Source organism: Bifidobacterium erythrocebi (assembly GCF_012932675.1).
GTDB classification, from domain to species: Bacteria; Actinomycetota; Actinomycetes; order Actinomycetales; family Bifidobacteriaceae; genus Bifidobacterium; species Bifidobacterium erythrocebi.
Genome location: NZ_JAAIIF010000002.1, coordinates 140,953 through 166,662 on the forward strand (window position 1 = coordinate 140,953; position 25,710 = coordinate 166,662).

General features: G+C 61.4%; 19 protein-coding genes and 1 tRNA gene. 17 read left to right on the forward strand and 3 right to left on the reverse strand.

Annotated elements, in window-relative coordinates:
- The first annotated feature begins 115 nt into the window (after positions 1 to 115).
- The 3 genes from G1C98_RS00600 to G1C98_RS00610 all read left to right on the forward strand — a co-directional run bounded on the left by G1C98_RS00600 (position 116) and on the right by G1C98_RS00610 (position 4,074).
- Positions 116 to 1,558 (forward strand): Maf family protein, encoded by a 1,443-nt coding sequence (locus tag G1C98_RS00600; protein ID WP_169078299.1) that lies wholly within the window; start codon positions 116 to 118, stop codon positions 1,556 to 1,558.
- 171 nt (positions 1,559 to 1,729) lie between these two features.
- The gene (locus G1C98_RS00605; RefSeq protein ID WP_169078264.1) at positions 1,730 to 2,581 is read left to right on the forward strand and encodes an ABC transporter ATP-binding protein; all 852 of its coding nucleotides are present in this window, start codon (positions 1,730 to 1,732) and stop codon (positions 2,579 to 2,581) included.
- Complete coding sequence (locus G1C98_RS00610; RefSeq protein WP_169078266.1) at positions 2,578 to 4,074, forward strand: FtsX-like permease family protein; 1,497 nt, start codon at positions 2,578 to 2,580, stop codon at positions 4,072 to 4,074. The genes G1C98_RS00605 and G1C98_RS00610 overlap by 4 nt, the downstream gene beginning before the upstream one ends.
- Positions 4,075 to 4,193: 119 nt before the next feature.
- On the opposite strand, the gene G1C98_RS00615 is transcribed toward G1C98_RS00610, so the two are convergent.
- Positions 4,194 to 5,138, reverse strand: coding sequence for an AEC family transporter (locus tag G1C98_RS00615; protein ID WP_169078268.1), 945 nt, complete (start codon positions 5,136 to 5,138; stop codon positions 4,194 to 4,196).
- Positions 5,139 to 5,279: 141 nt separating this feature from the next.
- On the opposite strand from G1C98_RS00615, the gene dapE reads away from it, so the two are divergent.
- From dapE to rplA, 14 genes are all read left to right on the forward strand, one after another.
- The gene (gene dapE / locus G1C98_RS00620) at positions 5,280 to 6,482 is read left to right on the forward strand and encodes a succinyl-diaminopimelate desuccinylase (RefSeq protein WP_169078270.1); all 1,203 of its coding nucleotides are present in this window, start codon (positions 5,280 to 5,282) and stop codon (positions 6,480 to 6,482) included.
- Between the two features lie 388 nt (positions 6,483 to 6,870).
- The gene (locus G1C98_RS00625) at positions 6,871 to 9,552 is read left to right on the forward strand and encodes an Rne/Rng family ribonuclease (RefSeq protein WP_335341271.1); all 2,682 of its coding nucleotides are present in this window, start codon (positions 6,871 to 6,873) and stop codon (positions 9,550 to 9,552) included.
- Between the two features lie 155 nt (positions 9,553 to 9,707).
- Positions 9,708 to 10,016, forward strand: a complete 309-nt coding sequence (gene rplU / locus G1C98_RS00630; RefSeq protein ID WP_003825540.1) for a 50S ribosomal protein L21 — start codon at positions 9,708 to 9,710, stop codon at positions 10,014 to 10,016.
- Between the two features lie 40 nt (positions 10,017 to 10,056).
- Complete coding sequence (gene rpmA, locus G1C98_RS00635; RefSeq protein WP_033523466.1) at positions 10,057 to 10,308, forward strand: 50S ribosomal protein L27; 252 nt, start codon at positions 10,057 to 10,059, stop codon at positions 10,306 to 10,308.
- Positions 10,309 to 10,589: 281 nt separating this feature from the next.
- Complete coding sequence (locus G1C98_RS00640; RefSeq protein ID WP_169078272.1) at positions 10,590 to 11,195, forward strand: hypothetical protein; 606 nt, start codon at positions 10,590 to 10,592, stop codon at positions 11,193 to 11,195.
- Positions 11,170 to 14,796 carry a prealbumin-like fold domain-containing protein gene (locus G1C98_RS00645; RefSeq protein ID WP_169078274.1) on the forward strand — a complete coding sequence of 1,209 codons (3,627 nt, stop codon included), beginning with the start codon at positions 11,170 to 11,172 and terminating at the stop codon, positions 14,794 to 14,796. Before G1C98_RS00640 ends, G1C98_RS00645 begins: the two co-directional genes overlap by 26 nt.
- Positions 14,797 to 14,837: 41 nt before the next feature.
- Positions 14,838 to 16,514 carry a GTPase ObgE gene (obgE, locus tag G1C98_RS00650; protein ID WP_169078276.1) on the forward strand — a complete coding sequence of 559 codons (1,677 nt, stop codon included), beginning with the start codon at positions 14,838 to 14,840 and terminating at the stop codon, positions 16,512 to 16,514.
- A gap of 4 nt (positions 16,515 to 16,518) precedes the next feature.
- Complete coding sequence (gene proB / locus G1C98_RS00655; protein WP_169078278.1) at positions 16,519 to 17,652, forward strand: glutamate 5-kinase; 1,134 nt, start codon at positions 16,519 to 16,521, stop codon at positions 17,650 to 17,652.
- An 86-nt stretch (positions 17,653 to 17,738) separates the two neighbouring features.
- On the forward strand, positions 17,739 to 18,962 hold the full coding sequence (locus G1C98_RS00660; RefSeq protein ID WP_169078280.1) for a pyridoxal phosphate-dependent aminotransferase: 1,224 nt from the start codon (positions 17,739 to 17,741) through the stop codon (positions 18,960 to 18,962).
- Between the two features lie 131 nt (positions 18,963 to 19,093).
- Positions 19,094 to 19,169 (forward strand) — tRNA-Trp (locus G1C98_RS00665).
- Positions 19,170 to 19,205: 36 nt separating this feature from the next.
- On the forward strand, positions 19,206 to 19,433 hold the full coding sequence (gene secE, locus G1C98_RS00670; RefSeq protein WP_033509128.1) for a preprotein translocase subunit SecE: 228 nt from the start codon (positions 19,206 to 19,208) through the stop codon (positions 19,431 to 19,433).
- Positions 19,434 to 19,473: 40 nt separating this feature from the next.
- Entirely contained in the window at positions 19,474 to 20,334 is an 861-nt protein-coding gene (gene nusG, locus G1C98_RS00675; RefSeq protein WP_169078282.1) for a transcription termination/antitermination protein NusG, read from the forward strand.
- Between the two features lie 324 nt (positions 20,335 to 20,658).
- Complete coding sequence (gene rplK, locus G1C98_RS00680; RefSeq protein ID WP_033523471.1) at positions 20,659 to 21,090, forward strand: 50S ribosomal protein L11; 432 nt, start codon at positions 20,659 to 20,661, stop codon at positions 21,088 to 21,090.
- A 15-nt stretch (positions 21,091 to 21,105) separates the two neighbouring features.
- Complete coding sequence (gene rplA, locus G1C98_RS00685) at positions 21,106 to 21,795, forward strand: 50S ribosomal protein L1 (protein WP_003825552.1); 690 nt, start codon at positions 21,106 to 21,108, stop codon at positions 21,793 to 21,795.
- A gap of 143 nt (positions 21,796 to 21,938) precedes the next feature.
- Here the strand turns inward: rplA and G1C98_RS00690 are convergent, their stop codons facing one another.
- Both G1C98_RS00690 and G1C98_RS00695 read right to left on the reverse strand, forming a co-directional pair.
- Entirely contained in the window at positions 21,939 to 22,799 is an 861-nt protein-coding gene (locus G1C98_RS00690; protein ID WP_169078283.1) for a PucR family transcriptional regulator, read from the reverse strand.
- A gap of 11 nt (positions 22,800 to 22,810) precedes the next feature.
- The gene (locus tag G1C98_RS00695; RefSeq protein WP_240944862.1) at positions 22,811 to 24,961 is read right to left on the reverse strand and encodes a DUF6020 family protein; all 2,151 of its coding nucleotides are present in this window, start codon (positions 24,959 to 24,961) and stop codon (positions 22,811 to 22,813) included.
- Between the last annotated feature and the right edge of the window lie 749 nt (positions 24,962 to 25,710).

The following is a 25,710-nucleotide window of genomic DNA, read 5'->3' on the forward strand; positions in this document are numbered from 1 at the left end:
ACATAAGGCGCAGGGGTGCGTGGCATGTGGGTTATGCCGGTTCGTGTGCGCCATGGTGCGCTATGCTGTGGCTCACAAGGTTTCCGTGAATACGACGGTAGAGGAGTTCGACATCATGGCCATTCCGCTGATTCTGGCATCCAAATCCATGCCGCGCCGCAACGTGCTGAACGCGGCTGGCGTGTGCCCCACGATCCGCGTCTCACATGTGGACGAGCTGGCCGCATTGGCGGCCGCCGCAGCGAAGGACGGCATCGACGTCGGCGAGCTGTCCATCGGCGAACGCGTGGCCATTCTGGCCGAGGCCAAGGCCCAGGCCGTATATCAGGCGTACCGCAATGTCGCGGCCACGGCCGATGCGGCGAGCGGCGAGTGCGTCGTCGGCTACCCGCTGAAGGCTGCCGGCCAGTCGCAGGCCGATGCCGAAGCCGCGCGCAATGAAACGGAGCCCGGCAAGCCGATCGACTATTCCACCGCGCATATCGCTACCACCCGTGACTTCTCCGGCGTGAGCATCCCCACCGAGACCCAGCCCATCAACGTGTTCACCGCTAGCCGCCCCGGCCTGGTGCACAGCAGTGTCGGGCCGCTGATTCTCGGCTGCGATTCCATGTTCCTTATGGATGGCGAATGCTACGGCAAGCCGCATAGCGTCGAAGCCGCCCGCGAACGGCTGAAGCATATGAGCGGCGCTACTGGCGAACTGTGGACAGGCCATTGCCTTGTCGACTTCGCCACCGGCCGCGTGGTGCGCGACGCCAGCCATGCTGTCGTGCATTTCTCGGAATTCAGCGGTGATGACATCGAACGTTACATCGCCACCGGCGAGCCGCTGGAAGTTGCGGGGTCGTTCACGCTGGAAGGCTTCGGTGGGGCCTTCATCGACGGTATCGAAGGCGATCCGAGCGGCATTATCGGCTTGAGTCTGCCGTTGGTGCGCCGTCTTACGGAACGGCTGGGCATCGCATGGCCTGATTTGTGGAATGTGCGCTCCGAGCTTGCGCCTACGGAAAGCAAGGCCGAAGGCGCCGGGCATGCGGGCATCGAACCGCCCAAGGAGAACGTGCACCAGCCAGGCGATGGCTGGATTGATTGTGATTGCGGGCGCAAGCATTGGGGTGTGAACGGCGCTTCCGGTGTGCTGCTGGCCCGCCGCGACGAGCGGACCGGCAATGTCACGCATGTGGTGATGCAGCATCGTGCCGTCTGGTCGGCTGAAGGCGGCACATGGGGCATTCCAGGAGGCGCGACCGCCCAGGGGGAGACCCCGATCGAAGGCGCGTTGCGTGAAAGCTATGAGGAGGCGAACATCACGCCGGAAGACATCGACGTGGTCGGCTCCTATTGCGAGGATCACGGTCCGTGGGCGTACACCACCGTGTTCGCGTTCGAAAAGCCCGGGCACACGGTCGAGCCGAAGGCGAACGACGATGAAAGCATGGAGATCGCATGGGTGCCGATCGAACAGGTCGGCGGATTGAAGCTGCTCACCGCCATGCGTACCGATTGGCCGCGTTTTGCGGCACGTCTCAACGCGCTCGCCGCAGCCTATCGCTGACGTGCGTCGCTGACATCACCGTTGAGCGTGCGGCATCTCGTCGCTTACCGTTCCCACGCCGGCGCCGTATGCGGGCACGGCCTGTGGTCATTCCTTCGGATGAGGTCAGGCGCGTCGAATCCTCCCAACGTCCGATGGAGGGGAGGGCTTCGGGGGCATAGCGTGTGACATATGAAACGGAATCAGAACGTCAACGCATCGGTCGCCGCACCGAATGCCTATACAACGAACGCCTACGCGGCGAGCGACCGCACGGCAGCGCATGCCCTCATTCCCGTAGGCAGGCCGGTCATCACCGCAACCAACCTCATCATGGACTATGCGGCGCGACGCAGAACCGCGAACCGTGTCGGCGCGACTCCGATGAGTGCGCTCGCCAACACCGCACCGGCGCTCAACAACGTGAGTTTTCGTCTCAACGTCGGCGAAACGGTCGCCATCATGGGCCCTTCCGGCTCCGGCAAATCCACGCTGCTGCACATCCTTGCCGGCATCGACCTGCCCACGTCCGGCCAGGTTACCTACCATGTGCGCAACAATTGCGCCTACGAGCTCACCGGCATCTGTGATCAGGACCGCACCATGCTGCGCCGCAACGCCTTCGGCTTCGTCTTCCAATCCGGGCAGCTGCTCCCCGAACTGCCTGCAGTCGAAAACATCGCGCTGCCGTTGATGCTCGGCGGAACGGACTACTCGCAGGCCACCGATACCGCCATGCTTTGGCTGGAACGTCTCGGCCTCAAACATCTCGCCTCGCACCGCCCCGGCGAGATGAGCGGCGGCCAGATGCAGCGTGTGGCCATCGCCCGTGCGCTCGCCACGAACCCTTCGGTCGTATTCGCCGACGAACCCACCGGAGCACTCGACCAAGCCACCGGGCGCGAAGTCATGGGCATACTCATGGACGCCGCACAGGCCAACGGGTCGGCCGTGGTTGTCGTCACCCACGATCCGAACGTGGCCGCCTTCTGTAGCCGGACGGTCACCATGTGCGATGGGCGACTGCTCGGAGGCGAACAATGAACACCTTCACCCTATGGAAACTGTTCCACCGCCGAGGCGCTCGCGGCATAGGCGAACGCACATCGGCGCTCGCGGTCATTGCCTTTGCGGCGGCCACCACGATTTTCCTGACTGTGCTGGGAGGCGTGCACGGTTTCATCTGGCGTGCCTCCGCCGATCATACGCTCGGTTGTCTGATCAATTCCGCTTCCTGTGCGCCCGGCACCCATGAAGCGTGGGAACGTGCCAGGAACGAGGCAGGCATGTTCGTCGCCGCGCCGGGAACGCGTTGGACCGCCGAACGTTCCGCGGCGGTTATGGACACCTATTCGGACGGCTATGTAATATTGGCCGCGTTCGCTTGCCTGATGCTCGTCGTTCCGTTCGTTTCGCTTGCGGGCTCCGCGGCCCGTTTGGCCGCATCCCGTAGGGATGCGCGATTGTCCGCGCTCAGGCTGGCCGGCGCGACCACCGCTCAAGTGGTCAAACTGACCGCGCTCGACGCTGCGATCCAGGCATTGTTCGGCGCTGGTATCGGCATTGTCGGTTATTGTGCGGTCATGCCGTTGATCATGCTGCTGAAATTCCAGAACCGTCATTTCATGTTCCAGGAATTGTGGGTTGGCCTGCCGGTGCTCGTGGGCGTGCTCGCCGGAGTCACCGTGCTCGCGCTGGTATCGTCGCTGATCACCCTGCGCCGCGTTGCCATCACCCCATTGGGTGTGATGAGCCGCGCCGCGCAGCCTCTGCCAGCCACATGGCGTGTACTGATCTTCCTAGTGGTGATGGCGGGCCTTTACCTGCTGCTGAACAACGTCTCGATGTTCGCCGGTTTGGGTGAAAACGCGGTGTTCGTGCTGGTGTTCGGCGCGTTCTTCGTCGGATTCACGATGGTGAACGTGGTCGGTACGTGGGTGATTGCCAAACGGGCCAAAGCGCGTGCCCGTAGGCCGAAGGACGCAGCCACTATGATCGCCATGCGCCGCATCCTTGACAATCCGAAGCGTGCGTGGCGCAACGTGTCCGGTGTGGGATTGGCTGTGTTCATCGCCGTCATCACGTCGATCGGGACACTGGTGGGGCAGGACCGTGGCGGCGATCCGCTTGACCCTTCGATGCTGTACATGCGCGATATCGGCACCGGTGGCCTGTTGACGCTCACGTTCGCCGCCGTGCTCGCCGCGGTCAGTTCCGGTGTGATGCAGGCCAGCAGTGTGTATGATCAGGCCGCCGAATACCGCATGCTGCGTCTGGAGGGCACCGATGAACGGACGCTGTCCAAGGCGCGATTCAAAGAAGTGTTCACGCCGCTCAATACGGTGGTGCTGGTTTCTGGAGGCGGTTCGGTGCTGCTGTTGTTTCCGATCGTTGCGATGACGCTGTTCGATCCGGTGACGTTGTTCAGCCTGTTCTCCGGTATCGCGTTGTGCTACGTGCTGATCGCCGTGGGCGCGTGGACCGCCAATCGTGCGGCCCGCACGCTGAACATGGTGGGGTACCGCGCCGACGACTGACGTCGGTGACATCGGTGACGTCGGTAACGCCTACCCGGCATCAACACGGTTCCCAAGCACATGGCCGAGATGGTTCACGCCATCCCGGCCATGTCGTTTTCCGTCGTGCGATGCTGTTTTCAGCTGAGCAACGCTGCGATGATCGCGATGAAAATCGGCGAGGATAGCGTAGAGAACAGGATGCCGTCACGCGCGAACGAGAGTCCCACGTTGTACCGGGCGGCGTAGTTGTATACGTTCTGCCCGGTCGGCAGCGCGGCGAGCACCACGCATGCGTATAGCGTGGCGCCGCGGAAGCCCATCACGAAGTAGCTCAGCAGGAATGCGATGATCGGCATCACGATGTTCTTCAGCGCGGCCACGGTGAACACCGCGGGGATGTTCGACTTGTCCTGCAGCGGCTTGGTGCCGTGCAGCGACATGCCGAACGCCATCAGGATCATCGGCACGGCGGAGTCGCCGATCATGTCGATCGGATCGTAGATGCAGCTCGGCACGACGAAATGCCCGGCCTTCGCGGAGATGGCGGAGACGGCGATGCCCAGCAGCGAGCCGATGAGCAGCGGCTGGTGCAGCGGCTGCTTGAGGATCTCCTTGGCGGACACCTTGCCCTTGGTGGTCACGTCGAGCACGGTCAGGCCGATCGGCGTGAACACCGCCTGCTGCATGACCAGGATCGGCGCGACGAGTGCGGGATTGCCCAGAATGTACGTGGCGATCGGCAGGCCGATGTTGTTGGAGTTCAGGTACAGCGAGTTCAGCGCGCCGATGGTGGCGTCGGCCGCCTTCAGATGGAAGAACAGCTTGTTGAGAATCAGGAAGACCACGCCCACGAGCACCGCCGAGAAGAACGCGACGATGATGGAGGAGTGGAAGATCTCGAAGATCTTCTCCTTGGAGAGGATCGCGAACATCAGGCACGGGCTGGATACGAAGAAGCTGAACCTGTTGAGCACCATCTGCGCGGTCGGGCCGCCGATGCGCATACGCGCGGCGATATAACCGGTGGCGATCACAATGCCGATGACGCAGAAACCTTCCATCGCACTCAATAGACCCGGCATATCACGTTCCTCTCTTGATCTTTCGACATCTTTCGACGATCAACCCTCAAGTGTGGCACGGTGAGGGTGCCGCCAGTCGTTTTATCTCAAAACGAAGTCCATGCTTGGTGCGTGCGGTGCGGTTGTCGGATAATGGGACGCATGAGTGAATACGAGATTGGATTCGATGCCGCCGCAGGCAAGCAGGAAGCACTGAACGCCCTGATGGACCAGATCATGAACATCTACTCCGTCAGCGATGAGGAAGGGGCGCTCGCCGACGCCGTCGAGGCGTTCCTGAACAACCAGCCGCATCTGACGGTCCGTCGCCACGGCGACACCTTGGTCGCCAGCACCGCATTCGGCAGGGAGCATCGCGTGATTCTCGCCGGTCATCTCGATACCGTGCCGGTCATCGACAATTTCCCGCCGAAGTGGCTGGAACCCGGCGACCCGCTGATCCGCGAGGATGTCGCCAAGGCTCATCCGGGCGAGCGGGTGATCTGGGGGCGCGGTGCCACCGACATGAAGGGCTCCGACGCGGTGATGCTGTACCTGGCCGCAACCCTCACCGATCCCAAGGTCGATCTGACATACGTGTTCTACGACCATGAGGAGGTCGCCGCCGAGAAGAACGGCCTGCGCAAGGTGGTCGAGGCGCATCCGGATTGGATCACCGGCGATTTCGCGATCATCGGCGAGCCGACCGATTGCGGCATCGAGGGCGGCTGCAACGGCACCATGCGATTCGACGTGGTACTGCACGGCGTGGCGGCGCATTCCGCCCGCGCCTGGATGGGCCATAACGCCATCCATGATGCGGCCGAGGTGCTGAACCGTCTGAACGCGTATGAGAACAAGTGCATCACGGTGGACGGCCTGGACTATCAGGAAGGGCTCAACGCCACGCTCATTTCCGGCGGCAACGGCACGAACGTGATCCCCGATTGGTGCCGCATCCACGTGAACTATCGTTTCGCGCCGGATAAGACGCTGCCCGAGGCGAAGGCGTTGATGATGGGCGCGGATGCTGGTGCCGAACTGGGCAACGGCGAGCACAAGGCCACGGGCGGCGTGTTCGAGGGCTTCGGCATCGAGATGAAGGACGAGTCGCCGTCCGCACGCCCCGGTCTGGATTCGCCGCTGGCCGCCTCGCTGGTCAAGCTGGTCAAGGAGCGCACCGGCCGCGACCCGCTGGCCAAGCTGGGGTGGACCGACGTGGCCCGTTTCTCGATTCTGGGGATTCCTGCGGTCAATCTCGGTGCGGGAAGCCCGCTGCTGGCGCATAAGCATGACGAGCAGCTGCCGGAATCCGATCTGGTGCTGATGGCCGACCTGCTGGAGGACTGGCTGAAGCAGGACTGAGTCGGACTGAGTCGGAACGCGGTGCTGGCGCTCGCCGCTGTATGGCGTAGTCGGTGTCAATCCGCCCGTTTATCTGCATATGCATCGGTAAAGCCGATGCATATGCAATTTGATATGCCCATTTTCGACACGGCCAGTCCCCAGTTGTGGCATACTGGAGGGTGGTGGTTCTGCAAACCGCCTACGTGCCAGATGGCGTTGATCCCCTTGCACTTGGATCGTATTCCCGTGCAAGCGCCGGTGTCCGCCTCTGGGCAGACAGACTTTGACTGGAATTGCCCCGTTAGTAGCAATTGATGCGCGGCCACGGTGAGAGCGTGGTGTGAGAGACTGCGGAGCCTGAGAGCCGACGCGATGCAGCGCGTCTGCAAGGAGCATTGTGCCCATTGTGAACAAGGGTGAGCTCGGAGAAACCGATGCTCAGAACACCCAGGAATCGCCCGTAACCCCTGCCCGTCGCCGCCGTGGAGGCCGTCGCGTGGTACGCGACACCGGTGCCGCCGGCGCTTCGCTCAAGCTTCAGGTGGAGGATCATTCCGCCCCGCTGTTCGAGGAGCCCAAGATCGCCGCGCCCGAGCATGCCGAGGCGTCCGAGGAACAGCCGGTTCGTCGCCGTCGCCGTCGTCTCGACACCGAATCCGCAGCGTCCGCCGCTTCCAAGGCAGCATCTTCGAACGAGGAATCCCCGCGGTCCCGCCGCCGTTCGTCCTCCGCATCCGACGCCGATGTGGACGCACGTGCCAACAAGGTGGCCGAGGAGCTGTTCTCGTCCACGCCGCATGCGGTTCATACCCGTTCGTCCCGTCCGATGACGTCGCTCCTGTTCCAGGAGCCCGTGATTCCCGCCGGCAACGCGTCTGGCGACGAGCGTGGCGATCGCGATGCACGTGACGATCGTGACGATCGTGACGAGCGCGAGGAGCGTTCCACTCGCCGTCGCCGCCGTAATCGCGGTGAATCCCGTAACGACCATGATGCCGATGAGCGTCGCGAAACCCGTGGCGGTCGTGACGATCGTGACGACAGCCGTGAGGATGATCGCAGCGATCGCGCACGTAGCAGCCGTGGCAGCGCCGACGATGACCATGAATCGTCGTCCCGCCGCGGCCGCAGCCGCAGGCTGAACGCGCAGGAGCGCCGTGCCGCGGCCGAGGTCGAGCAGATTGAGGAGGACCTTGAGCTCGACGACATCACCTATCGTCCGATCGACGAGGAGGAAGGCTCCGACGAGGAGCCGCGTTCCACTCGCCGTCGCCGTCGTCGTCGCAACAAGTCCGAGCAGAACTCCGACGAGTCCCGTTCCGAACGCGAGGGCAGCGAATCCCGCGACGATCGCGACGAGCACGAATCCCGTTCCGAACGCGACCATGACGCCGAGGAAGGCGAGACCGTCACCCGTCGCCGTCGCCGTCGCCGCAACAAGTCCGAGCAGAACGGCGAGGACGAGCAGCCGCTGACCCGCCGCTCCCGCAAGCAGCAGTACATCGACGAGATCACCGACGTGGAAGGCTCCACGCGCCTTGAGGCGAAGAAGCAGCGCCGCCGTGACAACCGCCGCGAACGCAGCCGCCAGTCGCAGATCATGGAACAGGACTTCCTCGCACGCCGCGAGCAGGTCGAACGCTTCATGGTGGTGCGTGAAAAGGAGAAGCACACCCAGATCTCCGTGGTGGAGGACAACGTGCTCGTCGAGCATTACGTCTCCGACATCCAGGAGGTGCAGACGGTCGGTAACATCTACCTCGGCCGCGTGCAGAACGTGCTTCCGAGCATGGAGGCCGCGTTCGTCGACATCGGTCAGGCGCGCAACGGCGTGCTGTATGCCGGCGAGGTGAACTGGGACGCCGCGCGTCTCGAAGGCCAGCCGCGCCGCATCGAGCTGGCGTTCAAGAGCGGAGACCCGGTGCTGGTGCAGGTCACCAAGGATCCGATCGGTCACAAGGGCGCGCGTCTGACCTCGCAGGTCACGCTTGCCGGCCGTTTCTTGGTGCTGGTGCCGTCCGGCGGCATGACCGGTGTGAGCCGCAAGCTGAGCGAACGTGAGCGCAGCCGTCTGAAGAACATCGTGTCGAAGGTCGCGCCGAAGGATATGGGCGTGATCATCCGCACCGCCGCCGAGGGTGCCTCCGAGGACGCCATCGTCAAGGATCTGGAAAGCCTCGTGCGCCAGTGGGAGCGCATCAATGCCAAGCGCGAGGAATTCTGGCATGGCAAGCGTCCGAAGCTGCTGCAGGGCGAGCCCGATGTGGCCATCCGCGTGGTGCGCGACATCTTCAACGACGACTTCACCAAGCTCATCGTGGAGGGCGACAAGGTCTACGACCGCATCGAGGAATATCTCGACACCATGGCCCCCGACCTGAAGTCCAAGCTGGAGAAGTGGGATCCCGCCGAGCATGAGGGCAAGGACGTGTTCGACAAGTGGCAGATCGACTCCCAGCTGCGCAAGGGCATGGAACGTCAGGTGTATCTGCCGTCCGGCGGCTCGATCGTCATCGACCGTACCGAGGCCATGACCACCATCGACGTGAACACCGGTCGCTTCATCGGCCGTGGCAAGTCGCTGGAAGAGACCGTGACGCGCTGCAACCTGGAGGCGTCCGAGGAGATCGCCCGCCAGCTGCGTCTGCGCGATATCGGCGGCATGGTGATGATCGATTACGTCGACATGGTGATGCCGGCGAATCGCGATCTGGTGCTGCGCCGTCTGGTGGAGTGCCTGGCCCGCGACCGCACCAAGCATCAGGTCGCCGAGGTCACGTCGCTGGGCCTGGTGCAGATGACCCGCAAGCGCATCGGCCAGGGTCTGGTCGAGGCGTTCTCCGAGGAATGCCCGACCTGCAAGGGCCGTGGCTTCATCCTGCACGACAAGCCCACCGTCAGCGCCGAATACGACGATCCATACGCCATGCGTGGCGGCGATCCGTTCGTCAAGACGAACAAGCACGGTCACGGCACCACCCCGGCGCCCGAGCCGCAGGGTTCTTCGCCCGCAGTGAAGGCCAAGCTGGCTCAGATCGCCGCAGCTGCGGTGGCCGCGAACAATGCGGAGCAGGACGAGGAGCGATAGTTCGGCGGGATTGGCGCGTCTGCGCGTGTCGCACTTGACACGACTTGCGTTAGTCCACGTTGGAGTGTAGATTAGTTTGCTGGTGTCTGGCCGTGAGCTCGGTGCTACCGAGATGCCAGGCAAGGAAGCTTTCCCAAGAAAATAAAGGAACGATTATGTACGCGATTGTGAAGGCCGGTGGCCATCAGGAAAAGGTCGAGGTCGGTGACGTTATCCTTGTTAACCGTCTCGACGCCAAGAAGGGCGATACCGTGGAGTTCCCGGTCGCGCTCGTAGTCGATGGCGCCAAGGTGACTCTGGCTGCCGCCGATCTGGCCAAGGTTTCCGTCAAGGCTGAGGTTGTTGATGATGAGGCCAAGGGTCCGAAGATCAACATCCAGAAGTACAAGAACAAGACTGGCGTTGCTCGTCGCAAGGGTCACCGCCAGCCGCTGACCGCCGTCAAGATCACGGCGATCGCCTGAGATTTGGCAGTAGCTTAATCAGAGTCGAAAGGAACCAATCATGGCACATAAGAAGGGCGCGTCCAGCTCGCGTAACGGTCGCGATTCATCGCCTCAGTACCTCGGCGTGAAGAAGTTCGGTGGCGAAGCCGTTGTCGCCGGCAACATCATCGTCCGTCAGCGTGGCACCAACTTCCACCCGGGCCAGAACGTCGGCATGGGCAAGGATCACACCCTGTTCGCTCTCACCGACGGCTCCGTGAAGTTCGGCGTCCGTCGTGACCGCAAGGTCGTCGACGTCATCGCCGCCTGAGCACGCGAATAACGCTTAGTAGAATCCCGTTTCCGCTGTATGCGGAGACGGGATTTTTCATATCGTGGGATTGGCTGCGTGTGATTGGAAAATGTGGTTCAAACGATTGATGCCATGTTGAGGTGGAGTATTGTGTTGTCTTGACATGCAACTGTGTCCGGCGTCGTTGCGGACGTTGGGATGTGCTGTAAGGTCGGGGAAACACGATGAGGAAGCCAAAGCATAGCGGAAGTTGTATTTATAGAACTGAACGGCACTGCGGCAGGGGGTTGTCTGCTGTGGTGACGGCGTTGGTGACGGCGGTGTCGTTGATGATGCCGCTTACCGTATTCGCCGAGGGTACGGGAGGTACGGGAAGTTTCAGCGTCCCGTTGATATCCGCCTCTTGGGTGAGTTGTGAGCCGTCAACCGAGTGTGGCGTCGACGATTCCGGTCGCGCCCTTTCCTTCGATACCGGTGGTAGCAGCAGTAAGATCACCGCAAAGGCGAAGTATTCGCTGCAGATATCGGCGCAGACCGGTACCGAGACGGCAGGCGTCGATATGCCTGCAGGTACGCTGGAATGGCGTATTCCTCAGTATCTCTTCAAAGGCCGGAGCAACGAGAACGTAGGCTCGTCGGCCATAGACCTTCCGCAGTGTACAACGGCGAAGGACACGGCATCATGGTGCTATACGGTTGATGCGAAGACGTCGGAATATGTGGTCACCAACCATCTGCCGATCACTGAGGCCCGCAGCGTGGATGTGACGGTCTCGTACATCGCCTCGCCGAACGATATTGTGGACAAGGACGTCTCGAAGGACAAGTCGTATGCGTCCAATGGCACATCAACGGCGCATTCGACGGTCACCACATCGGATGGCACCCCCCAAGAAGAGCAATGACATCACCGCTCAGGTGGACACGTCGGTCACCTTGGACAATGTGACGAAGGCCAATGTGGGCGGTATTTACGACACTTGGCCCAGCACATGCCCAAATGACTGCTGGTATGAGGAAGGCGCCAGCAGCGGCAAGCCCGCGGATGCCGACCAATATGTGTATGCCTTATGGAAAGTGACGGTGGAGAAAAGCGGCAACCAGCCGGGGACGCTGACGATCAGCGACAAGATCACCGATCAGTTGGGCGGCAAACCTCTCCAGACCGTTTTCATCAGTAATCCGAGCGCTCCTGGCATGCTGATTCCTTCGGGCGGGCACCTAGGCCAGCCGTTGCCGTCGGATGCGGATAAGCATTCCGCTGAACCGGGAACCTACTACATCGTCACCGAATATCCGAAAACCATCGATCGTGACGAAGCGAAGCTGTCCGACGAGGCTACCGTCACATTGACGCCGGCCGATACCAATAAGCCTCAGACCAAAACCGATTCCGCAACGTACTCTGAAGCGCCGAAGACTCCGTTCACGCCTCCACAGACCATGTATCGGCTGCAGAAAGGCGTCGAGGATCCACAGAATGAGGATGATGGCGTCAACTGGTCGAGTCGATACGACTACGGCAATGACAGCGACGAGAATGATGTCCAGATCAATGGTGGACTGACTGCCCTTGCCAATGGGAAGCCCGTCATCAGCGATGATTTCGTCAATCATTACTACGCCAACACCTACAATCTGACCACCAGTGATGGCGATTCGTCGGATAGTCAGGATGATTACGGCCAGACCGCAGTTCGGCATGAATTCATCGACGACATGTTCGCCTTCGGCGATGCCAAGGCAAACGAGATGGAGCAGGACGGCGACGATCCTTCCGACGGAAGCGATGCCCCCAAGCGTGGATTCGCCCAACTGCAGCCGGGCGACTACTCCATCAGCAAGGTATCCATTCCTCGTGGAAGCTGCTTCATCAAAGGGTGCAGCGAGGCAGGTGACGAATACAGCAGCGGGTTGACGCTGTACAAGTACGGCTATAAGGCGTCCAGTGGTGATTGGGATATGATCAGCGATCCAGGTTCCGACGAGCAGATCGAAATCTGGATGAAGAAGGGGAACGACTGGCACAAAATCGACACCAGGAAAGCCTCGGACATCGCGCAGAACGGTTACGAGACCACGGTCGGCGGAACGGCCGTGAAAGTGGTGTGCACCGGCACGGATATCGGCGCCGTCGAGCTGAATCTTCACGTGCAGGTCACATTGAAGCCGACCGAGCACGTGAAACAGCTGCTGTATACGGTGGACGACGACACCGGGGAGGATACGGATGAGCTGCGCGACGCCGCCTATCTCACCGACTTCAACACGATGAAGGTATACCGTGGGGATGAACTGCTCGATGATGACGGCAATGCGCGGGAGACCGCGGATGGTTCGGATTATTCGGATGATCTGCGCGGGTTCTGCATTCCGACAGGTGACGGCTCATGCGATCTTGGCGCGTCTTCGCAGGATTTCGGTCCGGATAGCGACAACGATACCGTGTCGTTTACGGGATGGCAGGATCACTTCAACGTCCTGCCCTTCGGCCCGCAGAAAAAGGAATCGGACACAGAGGATCAGTACGGTCCTCCCTCTCCCTGGTTGCTGCATGCCACCGCCCAGCAGAAACTGACCCCATTCCAGCCTGTTTCAGGTATTCGGAAGACCGTCGGAACCACAAGCAACGACATCGCGAACCGACAGGTGAAGGTTTCCTGGAACGTGAAGATCGGCGAATGCGCGACATCCGTCAAGGACGGTCAATGCACGTCGGGTAGGAACCGTTTCTTCACGATGTATGTCGACGACCTCAACGGCCGACCTCAGAACGACGGCACGTTCTGGGATTTGCTGCCGGCCGGACTCCATCCGGATATGGACAGCATCACGGTGACGGGAACCAACGGGAAACCCCTGAAGGTCGCCTCGGCCGAATTCTTTTCCAATTGGAAGGGTTCCGGCAGAGACATGCTCAAGGTGACGGCTGAGGGATCGAAGAACTACGATTCCGACGGTTCCGGTATGACCCTGGCATTCGATTCGGCCATCGACTATGACGACATTTGGGACATGGGCCGTGGAACCCTCGATCTGCATAACGTCGTCTCTTATGAGACCGGCAACCCGTCCATAGCCGATGGTGCCCAGAACTCGACGAGCGCGGGTATGCCGTTCTCGGACTTCTCGGATCAAGAAAAAGCCTGGATGACGGGACTGAACGGCAGCGGCGGCATTTCCAGCCAAGAGCGTTTTCTGTACGATGCCGCTTTCGTCAACGTCAGTGTCGATTCGGTCTCTTCGTCGGGCCTGACCAAAACCGTGCGTGGCGGGCAGTATAGCTTCTGGACGAACGGCAAGAACAATCAGGTGACCGTCCGAGCGGATGGCGAATACCAGTATCGTCTTCGGTACGGTACCGACAGCGATACCAGAGCCAAGAATGTCGTGCTGTACGATTCGCTGGAGAACTATCTGTCGACGGACACAAGCACCACGGACATCCAGGTCGACGGCAGTACGCCGCGTTGGCGTGGCACATTGCAAAGCGTGGATCTTACACGCATCCCCTCGGACGTTCAGGCAAAGGTCTATTACTCCACGGTGGATGATCTGAAATTGTCTGGTGCCACGACCGGCAATCACGATCTGACGGATACCTCCATATGGACGGAGTGCACGCCAAGCGCGACGAACGACTGTTCATCGCAATATGCGAAGGCGCACGCCGTGGCCATCGATCTTGGCAAGAGGACGGATGGCGGCGATTACGTGCTTCCTGCCGATAGCGCGTTCAGTGTGGTGCTGAACATGAAAGCCCCCTCGGATACCGCTGCGGTCAAAAACTACGTGGACAAGGACGCGCACGCCTACAACGGTGTACATGCGACCTTCGAGAACATCAATACATCCGACGTGAGTGGGCACTACCTGGACATCGGTTACACCAAGGTCGGCCTTCTCGGCGATGAGGCGCAATTCACTTTCGCCAAGGTGGATGGATCCTCGACGGAACGCAAGCCGCTTCCCGGCGCGAAATTCAAGTTGTTCCAATGGAAAGGTGTCGGTTCTGCTTCGGCATCGGGGCTGATCGATACTGTTCGCCCCGGCGCGGATTGGGTGCAGCGTGGCGGAACGCTGACCAGTGGCAAGGACGGCAAAGTGAACTTCGGCGGACTGCCCGAGGGCACCTATCGCTTGGCGGAAGTCGAAGCGCCGGAAGGATTCGCCTTGCCGGACGTGCAGTGGCAGATCGTTGCGCCGAGACCCACGGCCGATACCGCTGGAACGAAGATCATGCGGCATGACCTCATGACGGTGACGGCAGGCGGCGGCATGCAGCAAGGTGCGGGCGGGCAGTCTGCCGACGCCTCGGATCCTTATTGGTCCGATTCCACGAAGGGCCCCGCCTCCGGGTTGGTCCTGGCCAATTACGGAGCACCCTTGCCGTCCACCGGCGGCCCCGGCCTGTGGTGCAGAACGGTGGGCTGCGTTGTCCTTGTGACGGCTGGTATCGCTATGGCGGCCGCACTGCTGTATAGAAGGCAACGTGCGCGCGGCTGAAACACGGCAACGATTCTGCGGCTACCGCTACAGTGGTGCGTATGAGTGATTTTGTGGATCGAGTAACCGTCCATGTCAAGGGCGGCGACGGCGGCAACGGTTCCGCCGGTATCCGTCGCGAGAAGTACAAGCCCCTCGCCGGGCCGAATGGCGGCAATGGCGGTGACGGCGGCTCCGTGATCTTCGTGGCCAGTCGTAATGCGACCAGCCTGCTGGACTACCGTTTTATGCCGCATCGCGTGGCACCGGGCGGCACCATGGGCCTGGGTGATAACAAAGACGGGTCCAAGGGCGACGACCTGATTCTTCCGGTGCCGTGCGGCACGGTGATCTTCACCGCCCGAGGCCCGCAGGGCCAGCCCAAGCATCCGGGCGAACAGCTTGCCGACCTGCGTCATGAAGGCGACCGTTTCGTCGCCGCTGCAGGCGGTGCAGGCGGTCTGGGCAATATCGCATTGGCCAACCGTACCCGTCGCGCCCCGGGCTTCGCACTGCTCGGTGAGCTTGGCGAGGAACGCGACGTGATTTTGGAGCTCAAGTCCATCGCGGACGTGGCTCTGGTGGGTTTCCCCTCCGCAGGCAAGTCCTCGCTTATCGCGGCGATGAGCTCCGCCAAGCCGAAGATCGCGGACTATCCCTTCACCACGCTGGTGCCGAACCTGGGTGTGGTGGTCGCGGGCGATACGCGCTATACGATCGCCGATGTGCCGGGTCTGATTCCCGGCGCCTCGCAGGGCAAGGGACTCGGTCTGGAGTTCCTGCGCCACATCGAGCGCACCGAGATCATCGCGCATGTGATCGATTGCGCGACCTTGGAACCGAACCGTGATCCGATCAGCGACTATGAGGCGCTTGAGAAGGAACTCGCCGAATATGCGGATTCCCTGGAGTTGCCGTTGGGTGCCATCCCGATTCCGGAGCGTCCGCACATCGTCATCCTGAACAAGGCCGATGTGCCGGAGGCGAAGGAGCTCGCGGAATTCGTGCGTCCCGAGTTCGAGAAGCGCGGCATGAAGACCTTCATTATCTCCACGGCATCGCACGAGGGCTTGAAGGAGCTGAACTTCGCCCTGGCCAAGATGGTCGACGAGATGCGTGGCGAGGTCGCCAAGCGCGAAAGCGAGGAGGAAGCCGCCCGCGTGGTGATCAAGCCGCTTGAGAGCGCGAACCGTCGCCGTCGTAGCAGCGACGAGCGCGGCACTGCGCTTGATTTCTCCATCGAGCGCAAGGAGCTCGGCAATGGCGATGTCTGGTTCGAGGTCACCGGCCGTAAGCCGGAACGCTGGGTGCAGCAGACCAATTTCGACAATGACGAGGCCGTGGGCTACCTGGCCGATCGTCTCGCCAAGCTTGGCGTGGAGGACGAACTGCGCCGCAAGGGCGCGCATGCCGGTGACGAGATCCGTATCGGGCGTGGCGACCGTGCCGTCGCCTTCGATTGGGATCCGACCATCGCCGCGGGCGCGGAGATGCTGGACGGCACGCAGCTGGGCGCCCGTGGCAAGGATCTGCGTCTTGATGAGGACGAGGGTCGTGCCCGTCGTCGCACCAATGCCGAACGTCGTCGCGAATACCACGAGATGATGGATGCCAAGGCCGCCGTGCGCGAGGCCATGATGGCGGAACGCAAGGCTGGCCACTGGGCCGATCCGAGCGTGGATGACGATCGTCATGATGAGACGAGCCTGTTCGGGCGCGGCGAAGGCGTGGAAGAATAGGCGCATGACCACTCCATCGCAGGCTGAAGTACGTAGGGCTATCGCCGAGGCGCAGACCATTGTCGTCAAGGTCGGTTCGAGTTCGCTGACCGAATCGTCCGGGCATCTTGATCCCGAGCGGTTGAACGCGCTGGTCGCCGCATTGGCGCATGTGCGTCTGATGGGCGGTCGCGTGGTGCTGGTGTCTTCCGGTGCCATCGCCGCCGGCTTCGGGCCCTTGGGGTTCACGGCCCGTCCGGCCGACGTGGCCGACCAGCAGGCCTGCGCGGCCGTGGGCCAGGGTCTGCTGATGGCCCAGTACGAGACCGCGTTCGCCCGTTACGGTCTCAAGGTAGGGCAGATCCTGCTTACCGCGGCCGATACCATGCAGCCGCAGCAGTACCGCAATGTGCGCCGCACGTTGGACCGTCTGCTCGACCTTGGCGCGGTGCCGATCATCAACGAGAACGATTCCCTGGCCTCCAACGAGATTCGTTTCGGCGACAACGACCGCCTGTCCGCGCTGATCGCGAACATCGTGGTCGCCGATGCGCTGGTATTGCTCACCGACGTGGACGCGCTGTATACCGCGCCCCCGTCGCAGCCGGATTCCAAGCGCATCGCCTATGTGCCGAACGTCGAGGACGCGTTGAACAAGGTCGAGGTTGGCGGCAGCGGCTCGAACGTCGGTACCGGAGGCATGGTCACCAAGATGGAGGCCGCGCGTGTGGCCGCCGTGTCCGGCATCCCGTCCGTGCTGACCTGTGCGCGGAACGCCGGCCCGGCCATGATGGGTGATCCCGTCGGCACGGTGTTCGCTCCGATCAACGGTCGCGGGTCGTCGCGCCGTCTGTGGATCGGTTTCGCGGCGCATCCGTTCGGCACGCTGGTGGCCGATGCCGGTGCCGCGAAGGCGGTGCGTGGCGGGCAGGCGAGTCTGTTGGCGGCCGGTGTCGTGGAGGTGCGTGGCGAGTTCTCCGCGGGCGATGCCGTATGGATCGATGATGAGGCCGGCAACCACCTGGCCAAGGGGCTCGCGGGATTCGATTCCGAGGAGATTCCGCAGATGCTGGGGCGTAACACCACGCAGCTCAAGCGGTTCCTGGGCGAGGAATATGCCCATCCGCTGGTGCACCGCGACAATCTCGTTCTCGTCTGATCGCCGTACCGCCCGCGCGCTGTTCGCATTCATATAGTGAATTCCGTTGTTTGCGGGCGTTTCCTTTTTCTTCCGCAGGGTCTAGCATGACAATCATGACTATGGCTGATTGGCAAAGACTCTCCGACCGTATTAACCATGTGGCGCCAAGCGCCACCCTCGCCGTCGATTCCAAGGCAAAGGCTATGAAAGCCGCCGGAATCGATGTGATTGGCTTCGGTGCGGGCGAGCCGAATTTCGCAACCCCCGCCCCGATCGTGGACGCCGCCGCCGCCGCGGTGCGCGACCCGAAGAACTACCGTTACACTCCGACCCCCGGTCTGCCTGAATTGCGCGAGGCCATCGCCAAGAAGACGCTGCGCGACTCCGGATACGAAGTGGATCCGAGCCAGGTCATCGTGACCAACGGCGGCAAGCAGGCTGTCTACGAATCTTTCCAGATCCTGCTCGACGAGGGTGACGAGGTCATCATTCCGAGCCCGTTCTGGACCAGCTACCCCGAAGCCGTCAAGCTGGCCGGTGGCGTGCCCATCGAGGTGTTCGCCGGTGCCGACCGTGGTTTCGAGCCGTCCATCGAAGCCATCGAGGCCGCTCGCACCGAGCGCACGAAGGCCATCATCGTGAACACGCCGAACAATCCGACCGGTGCCGTGTGGAAGCCGGAAACCGTCAAGGCCATTGCCGAATGGGCCATCGAGCATCACGTCTGGGTCATTTCCGACGAGATCTACGAGCATCTCAACTACGACGGCGCCAAGACCACCTATATCGGTGCCGCCGTTCCCGAAGTGCGCGATCAGCTGCTCGTGCTCAACGGCGTCGCCAAGACCTATGCCATGCCCGGCTGGCGCGTCGGCTGGATGATCGCCCCGCCGGAGGTCGCCAAGGCCGCCTCCAAGCTGCAGGGCCATATGACCTCCAACGTGAACAACATCGCCCAGCGTGCCGCGATCCAGGCCGTGTCCGGTTCACTCGACGCCGTATACGAGATGCGTGAGGCCTTCGACGCACGCCGCAAGGCCATCGTCTCCGCGCTGAACGATATCAAGGGCGTCAACTGCCCGACGCCGACCGGCGCGTTCTACGCATTCGCCGACATCACCGCGCTGCTGGGCAAGCCGCTCGGCCCCAACGGTACCGTGTCGAACACCTCCAGCGAATTCGCGGCGGCCCTGCTGGACGAGGCCCATGTCGCCGCAGTGCCCGGTGAGGCCTTCGGAGCCCCTGGCTATCTGCGTTTCTCGTATGCTCTCGCCGACGATCAGCTGGCCGAGGGCATGCGTCGCATGAAGGCCTACGTCGAGGCGTGACACGCGCGGGCGCCACATAATGTGCGCTCGATTTGTCTAAATCGCAACCTCCTGCTAAGGTATCGACTTGGCGGTTTTCGTCAGGCGAAGCGTTCTCTGAATGGGAGCGTTTTCATGGCGGAGGTTCACCTAGGGAAGTGGCGCAATTGGTAGCGCAACGGTCTCCAAAACCGTAGGTTGTGGGTTCGAGTCCCGCCTTCCCTGCCAAGTTTTCCTGACGGCACCTGAACGAAGAGGATGATTATGGCTAAGGCAAACAAGGCTGAGAAAGTCATGAAGCCCAACATTTTCATGCGCATCGGTTTGTTCATCAAGCAGATCATCGACGAACTTCGCAAGGTGGTGACACCAACCGCCAAGGAGCTGTTCTTCTGGTCGCTGGCCGTGGCTATTTTCGTGCTACTGCTGATGGCCTTGGTTACAGGCATGGATTACGGCCTAGGCAAGCTTGTTCTGCTTGTGTTTGGCTGATCGTTATTACTACGAACGCGAACATAAAGGTGACTGACGCATGAGTGATGAAGTAGATTTCGAAAACGTTGATGCGTTGCCTGACGTTGACGACAACGTCGAGGCGGCTGCTGCGGAGGAACCGCAGGAAGCGCCAGTCGAAGCCACAGAGGAAACCGACGCTCCGGCAGAGCAGGCCGACGAGACCGTCGATACCGAAGCCACCGAGAATGCCGAATCGGCCGAATCTCAGGATTCCGCCGACGGCACCGAAGACTCCAACGAATCCGAGGAAGAACCCCTTGACGCCGGCCAGACCGCAGTCGAGGAATTCTCCAAGTCCCTGCGCACCCTTGAAGGCAAGTGGTACGTTCTCCACACCTATTCCGGGTACGAAAAGCGCGTCAAGACCAACGTCGAATCCCGCGTCCAGAGCTTCGGTCTCGAAGACAAGATCTTCCAGGTCGAAGTCCCCATGGAAGAAGTCGAAAAGCACACCGAAAAGGGCAAGAAGATCCTCACTCGCGTGCGCGTCCCCGGCTATGTCCTGATTCGTATGTGGCCCGATGAGGAAGCCCGTCGCATCGTCCGCGAGACCGAAGGCGTCACCGGCTTCGTCGGCCCCACCAAGGATCCGGCACCGCTCAGCCGCAAGGAAGTCGTCTCCATGATGGCCCCCATGATCGCCTCCGAAGCCCTCAAGAAGGCCGGCGATAAGCCCGCCGCCGCCAAGAAGCGCAAGCTTGAGGTTTCCTACGCTGTCGGCGATCAGGTCACCGTCACCGACGGCCCCTTCACCACCATGCCCGCCGTCGTCTCCGACGTCGAGCCCACCACCCAGAAGCTCACCGTGCTCGTGTCCATCTTCGGGCGTGATACGCCGGTGGAGCTTGACTTCAACCAAGTCGAAAAGCTCTCCTGAAAACACGAAACGCACGCGCTGGCTGCGTTGCTCCTCGGTCGACGTACTTTCGTACGCCTTCCCTCGGTGCGCCTTGTCATCACGTGCGTTTCGTGTTTTCAGCGTTGTCTGGCCGTTATCCCATGATCCCGTTGCCACAACAGGCAGCGGGATTCGTTGTCTTCGGCAACACGCATAATAGGAAAGCTTGTGTCTGGAGGGGAGACCCGCTAGCACAGCACAGCGATATAAGTTGCGGGAGGAGACCGTGGCAGTGCCGAACCGCAAGGTGAGGCGGCGCAACGGCGACCGAATGTACCGCGTTATAGAAAGTAGACCATAACTATGGCTAAAGAAAAGAAAGTATCCGCGCTGATCAAGCTGCAGATCCAGGCTGGCAAGGCCAATCCTGCCCCGCCGCTGGGTCCGGCTCTGGGTTCCCATGGCGTGAACATCATGGACTTCTGCAAGGCATACAATGCCCAGACGCAGGACAAGATGGGCCAGGTCATCCCTGTCGAGATCACCGTTTACGAAGATCGTTCCTTCACCTTCATCCTGAAGACCCCGCCGGCAGCAGCTCTGCTGAAGAAGGCCGCTGGCATCGAGAAGGGCACCGAGAACCCGTTGACCCACAAGGTCGGTTCCGTCACCAAGGCCCAGGTCCGCGAAATTGCTGAAACCAAGATGGCTGACCTGTCCGCTCGTGACATCGAAGCCGGCATGAAGATCATCGAAGGCACCGCCCGTTCCATGGGCATCACGGTGACCGACTGATAAGGAGAAGGACAGATGGCTAAGCATTCCAAGAAGTATCGTGAAGCGGCCGAAAAGGTCGATCGCAACAACCTGTACACCCCTGATCAGGCCATCGCGCTGCTCAAGAGCATGCCGACCCGCAACTTTGACGAAGCCGTTGAAGCCGTGGTGCGTCTGAACGTTGATCCCCGTAAGGCCGATCAGCTCGTTCGTGGCACCGTGAGCCTGCCGAACGGCACCGGTAAGACCGTCAAGGTTCTGGTGTTCGCCCGTGGCCCGCAGGCCACCGCCGCTCAGGAAGCCGGCGCCGACATCGTCGGTGACGATGACCTCATCGCTAAGGTGCAGGGTGGCTTCCTCGACTTCGATTCCGTCGTCGCCACCCCGGACATGATGGGCAAGGTCGGCCGCCTGGGCCGTGTGCTCGGTCCGCGTGGCCTCATGCCGAACCCGAAGACCGGTACCGTGACCATGGACGTGGCCAAGGCCGTCAAGGACATCAAGGGCGGCAAGATCGAGTTCCGTGTCGACAAGAACGGCAACCTGAGCTTCCTCGTGGGCAAGGTCTCCTTCGACGAGAAGGCACTGGACGAGAACTTCCACGCTGTGGCCGACGAGATCAAGCGTCTCAAGCCGTCCACCGTGAAGGGCCGTTACGTGACCAAGGCCACCATCACCTCCACGATGGGCCCCGGCATCCCGGTCGATCCGGCTGCTCTGTGAATCTAACCCCATGCATGGCATTGCCATGTAATGGCTGACGATTCAATAGCCAATACGAAGGCCTCCCGCATTTCGGTGCGGGAGGCCTTCGTCGTAGCAATCCGTCTCAATCGCAGTCGCAGCTTGGCGCTGTTCAGCGTCGTTCAGTGCCGTTCGGCATGTGCGATCCGGCCCAGGGCGATGGCTGTGGTCAGCACCATCGCATCACGCGGGTCGGTGGCGTCCCATCCGGTGGTGTCCGCCATACGCTTCAATCGATAGCGCACGGTATTCGGATGCACATTCAGCATGCGGGCGGTGATTTCAAGGGACCTGCCGGACTCCAGGAACGAGGAGACCGTAAGCATGGTCGGATCGTCCTCACCTTGACCCAGCAAGCTGGCATATACGCCATCGATCAGCTCGCGCCGAGCATCCTCGTCCCCAAGCAGCGCTCGTTCGGGCAATGCGTCCTCGGCTCGCAGCAGCGGCTGACTGATGACATGGGATGCGGGGGTCGATTCGATGATCGCATGCAACGCGGGCACCGCGCGCAGCGTGGTCAGCGCCGCATGAATGGTTCTGGCGGCACCGGCGATGCCGCGTCTCACCGGTCCGAGGCACAAGGGCTCGCCTTGAACGAAAGCGCCCGCGACCGCGGTGCAGGTCAGATCGGGGCTCGCAGCATCCTGCAAACGGAACAATGCCACCAACGTTTCCCCTTGCATGCCGATCAATGGCTCCATGCCGCCTATATCGGCTACGGCCCGGCGAATGGTCTCGGCGGCACCATATTCGGATTCCGCAGGTCGCCCTGCAACGGCGCAACAGGTGAAGTCCCCATCAAAACCAAGGATTCGCAGCACGGATGCCGCGCGTTCGTCAACCACATTGTCAAGCAGGCATTCGAAGGCGACCGCGCGAATCAGACGGGTGGCCGTCGAGGCATCCGCCTGTTGCGGATCCTTGCCGTCGGCATCGGCAGCGCTCTTGTCCAAGAGCATGTCCAGGAAATCTTGGGTCATATCAGGTCAGTCTAATCCGTCGGTCTGTCGGAATGGGCGCTTGTGTTCGTCGCAAGGCCACCGGTATGCCGGGTCGCATGGCTGTCACGCCAGAACGTCAGGCACAGGAACATGAAGCAGAAGGCGATGGGCAGCATATGCCGTTCGAAGTTGTTCGCCGGTGCGGTGATCATGACGCCCATGAGCAGCAGCAACGGCAGATGCCAGGCCAATGCGCGCCAGCGTCGCAGGATCACCTCGGCCGCGCCGATGAGCAGTGTCAGGATCACGTAGAAGTTGCCGTGCATCGGCCAGCCAAGAACCGGTGTCCTGTTGATTTGTCTGGTCGTATTCGCCACCCACGCGCGCCAATTTGCGTTGTAGTACTTGATCCATGTGGTATTGACCGCCACATGGTCGTTGTACACGTAGTAGTCCATCGCAACATACGGCAGATCCGCGATGTCGAAGTAGCCGAAGCATTTCGCCATCAGCGCGTCTATCGCCACTACCGGGTTCGCGCGTATGGTTTCCAGCCATGCCTCGTTGAAATGCTTCATGCTTTCCGGTGTGACGGAACGCCAACGATAGCTGACTTTCTTGGATTGGATTCCGGACGATTTCACCGGATCGGCGTCCTGCTGGAAATACGCTTCGGCCATCTGGTCGAGATTGAAGACTGGGGCAAGCTTCTTCCGCGCGGATTGCGGGATGGTTTCGGGGGCTTTCTTCGCGATGCGCGCGATTTGCTGCAACTGCACGCCATGGCTTTCGATCGGATCGCCACTGATGATCAGTCCCGAGTTGATCGCCATCGAAATGCCTCCGTGGATGAGCAATGTCGGCACGAGCAGCGCGAACACATACGCCCTCCAATGTCTGCGGTCGGCGAACATCGCAAGCACGAATTCGAACAGCAGGATGTACCACGCGTATTTCGCGCTGGCAAGCATGATGATGTTGGCGGCGAGGAACGCGAGGAACGTCCGTGGCGGCAGTCGACGGAATCTCGACTGGAGCGTCATGCCATGTGCCGGTGCATGTCGATCGCCGGACGTGGCGTACATCTCGTACCAGATGCCGAATGCCCAGGTGAACGCGAAGGCGAACAGGGGGGATTTGGTCAGCGAGATCGTGGAGAACACGGCCAGCGGGCAGAGTAGGAAGAAGAGAAGCACCACGACTCGTGCCGTTGCATGCGCCGCCTGCGGAGGCAGCATTGCGCGCATGCCGCGTTCAGGATGGCTGAAGCGGGTCGCGGCGAATCGTCCGCCGCGCTCGGGGTGGGCAAAGTCGATGCATTCGTTGCGCTTGAGCCAGGGCAGATTCAGAAAACGATGCAGCGTCGCGGCGATGCAGCCGATTGCGATCAGCCATTGGATCGCCGCAAGCAGTACGATGCCCCAGTCGTTGGAACCGGTCAGATAGCGGGAAATGGCCAGTGTGGAGCCATACCAGAGCGTGAGCAGAATATTGTGCTGATCGGTCAGATAGGTGGGGGAGTCCGGCCACAGGTAGTGCGCGGTCGGGTAGATATCCATCGGCGCGAAGGAGAAGAATCCTATATATGGCTGCTTCAGTCCCGTCCACTGGTTCCACGCCCAACTGAATTCGCGGGCCTGGCTGCGCAGATCGGCGCCGAAGGCCGCCAACAGTGTCGTCGGCACCCATAGCAGACCGATCGCGACCACCAGCGCGAGCTTCCATCGGGTATTGGTGCAGCGTACGATCCAACGGCCGCAGCAGGTGCCGAATCGTCGAAGCGCAGCACCCGTCTTCGATGTACGGAACTCCGCAAGGCGTTTGCCCCATGCGGTTCGCCAAGATCGCGGAATCGGGTTCCTTGGCGTGCGTACGCCGGTAGTGCGATTGGTGGTCCAGCCGAATACCGGTTGGCGTCGTGCCTTGCGCACCAGCGCCATCACTATGAAGAAGTAGATGGCGAACGCGAGTATGCCGAACAGTGCATTGACGATGCCGAAGTTCGCGATGGAGGAATCGTTCCAGTACAGCGGGCCCACTGCGGTGCACCAGGCGAGCCACAGGCATGCCGCCACGGCCAATGCCCATCGTGCCGTCGCTCCGATGCGGGCAAGGGCGTTGTGCCGTGTGCCTTGCGCTGTGGGTTCGGTTGTTTGGGAACCGGTAGTAAGGGAAACTTCGTGTGTTGTCGACTTGGTCATTGCAATCTGCTTGGTATGGCTGCCATGGTTGGCATGGAAGCTACGGTATGTGCGTTCTTCTCGGCCACGCGCCTTGCGTGGCGAGTGTGGATGATGTCTGCCCGGCGTCGGCGGACGGAGACGCCACCTGCCGCTGGCGGGGCGACATCCATTAGAGGCCATTCTAGGCTTTGCCCTGCCGTTGACGTATGGCTCCCTCATACGTGGATGCCGGCAGTGGGGAATATTGCGCAATGGGTGCAAGCCTGATGCGGCGATGCCGCGTATGGCTCCTTCATATGTGGATGTCAGATAGGGCGTTTTTTCTTCTTTCCATATGCGGTGCGATGTGGTCGACGCTGATGCGGCGGGGTCGCGCAGGCGAGGGTTGTGCTTTTCTTCGCTCGCGACACGCCCGTGGCTGTTGTGTCTGGTGTTGTTTCGGTCGTGTTTTCGTCTGTTTTCGGTTTGTTCTGTGTCCGTCGGGGTGTCGTTCCGGGTGTTTCGTCTTGTTTTCGACACGCCGGTGGATGCGTGTGTTCGCAAGGGTTCCGGGGTTGTCTCGGGTGTGCGGGGTTGCGTTGGGGGCGTGGTTGGTGTAAGTTTTTCTCTTGCTGCTCGGCACGGGGGTTCGCCCCTTGGATCTGGTTCCTCCGGGTCCGGTGCGGTGGTGGTTTGAGAACTCAAGAGCGTGTCTGTACTACTTTATGCAAGTCAATGATTGCCAGTCCGCCGTCCGCTCCCGTTGGGAGTGGCCGAGGGGCCTTGAA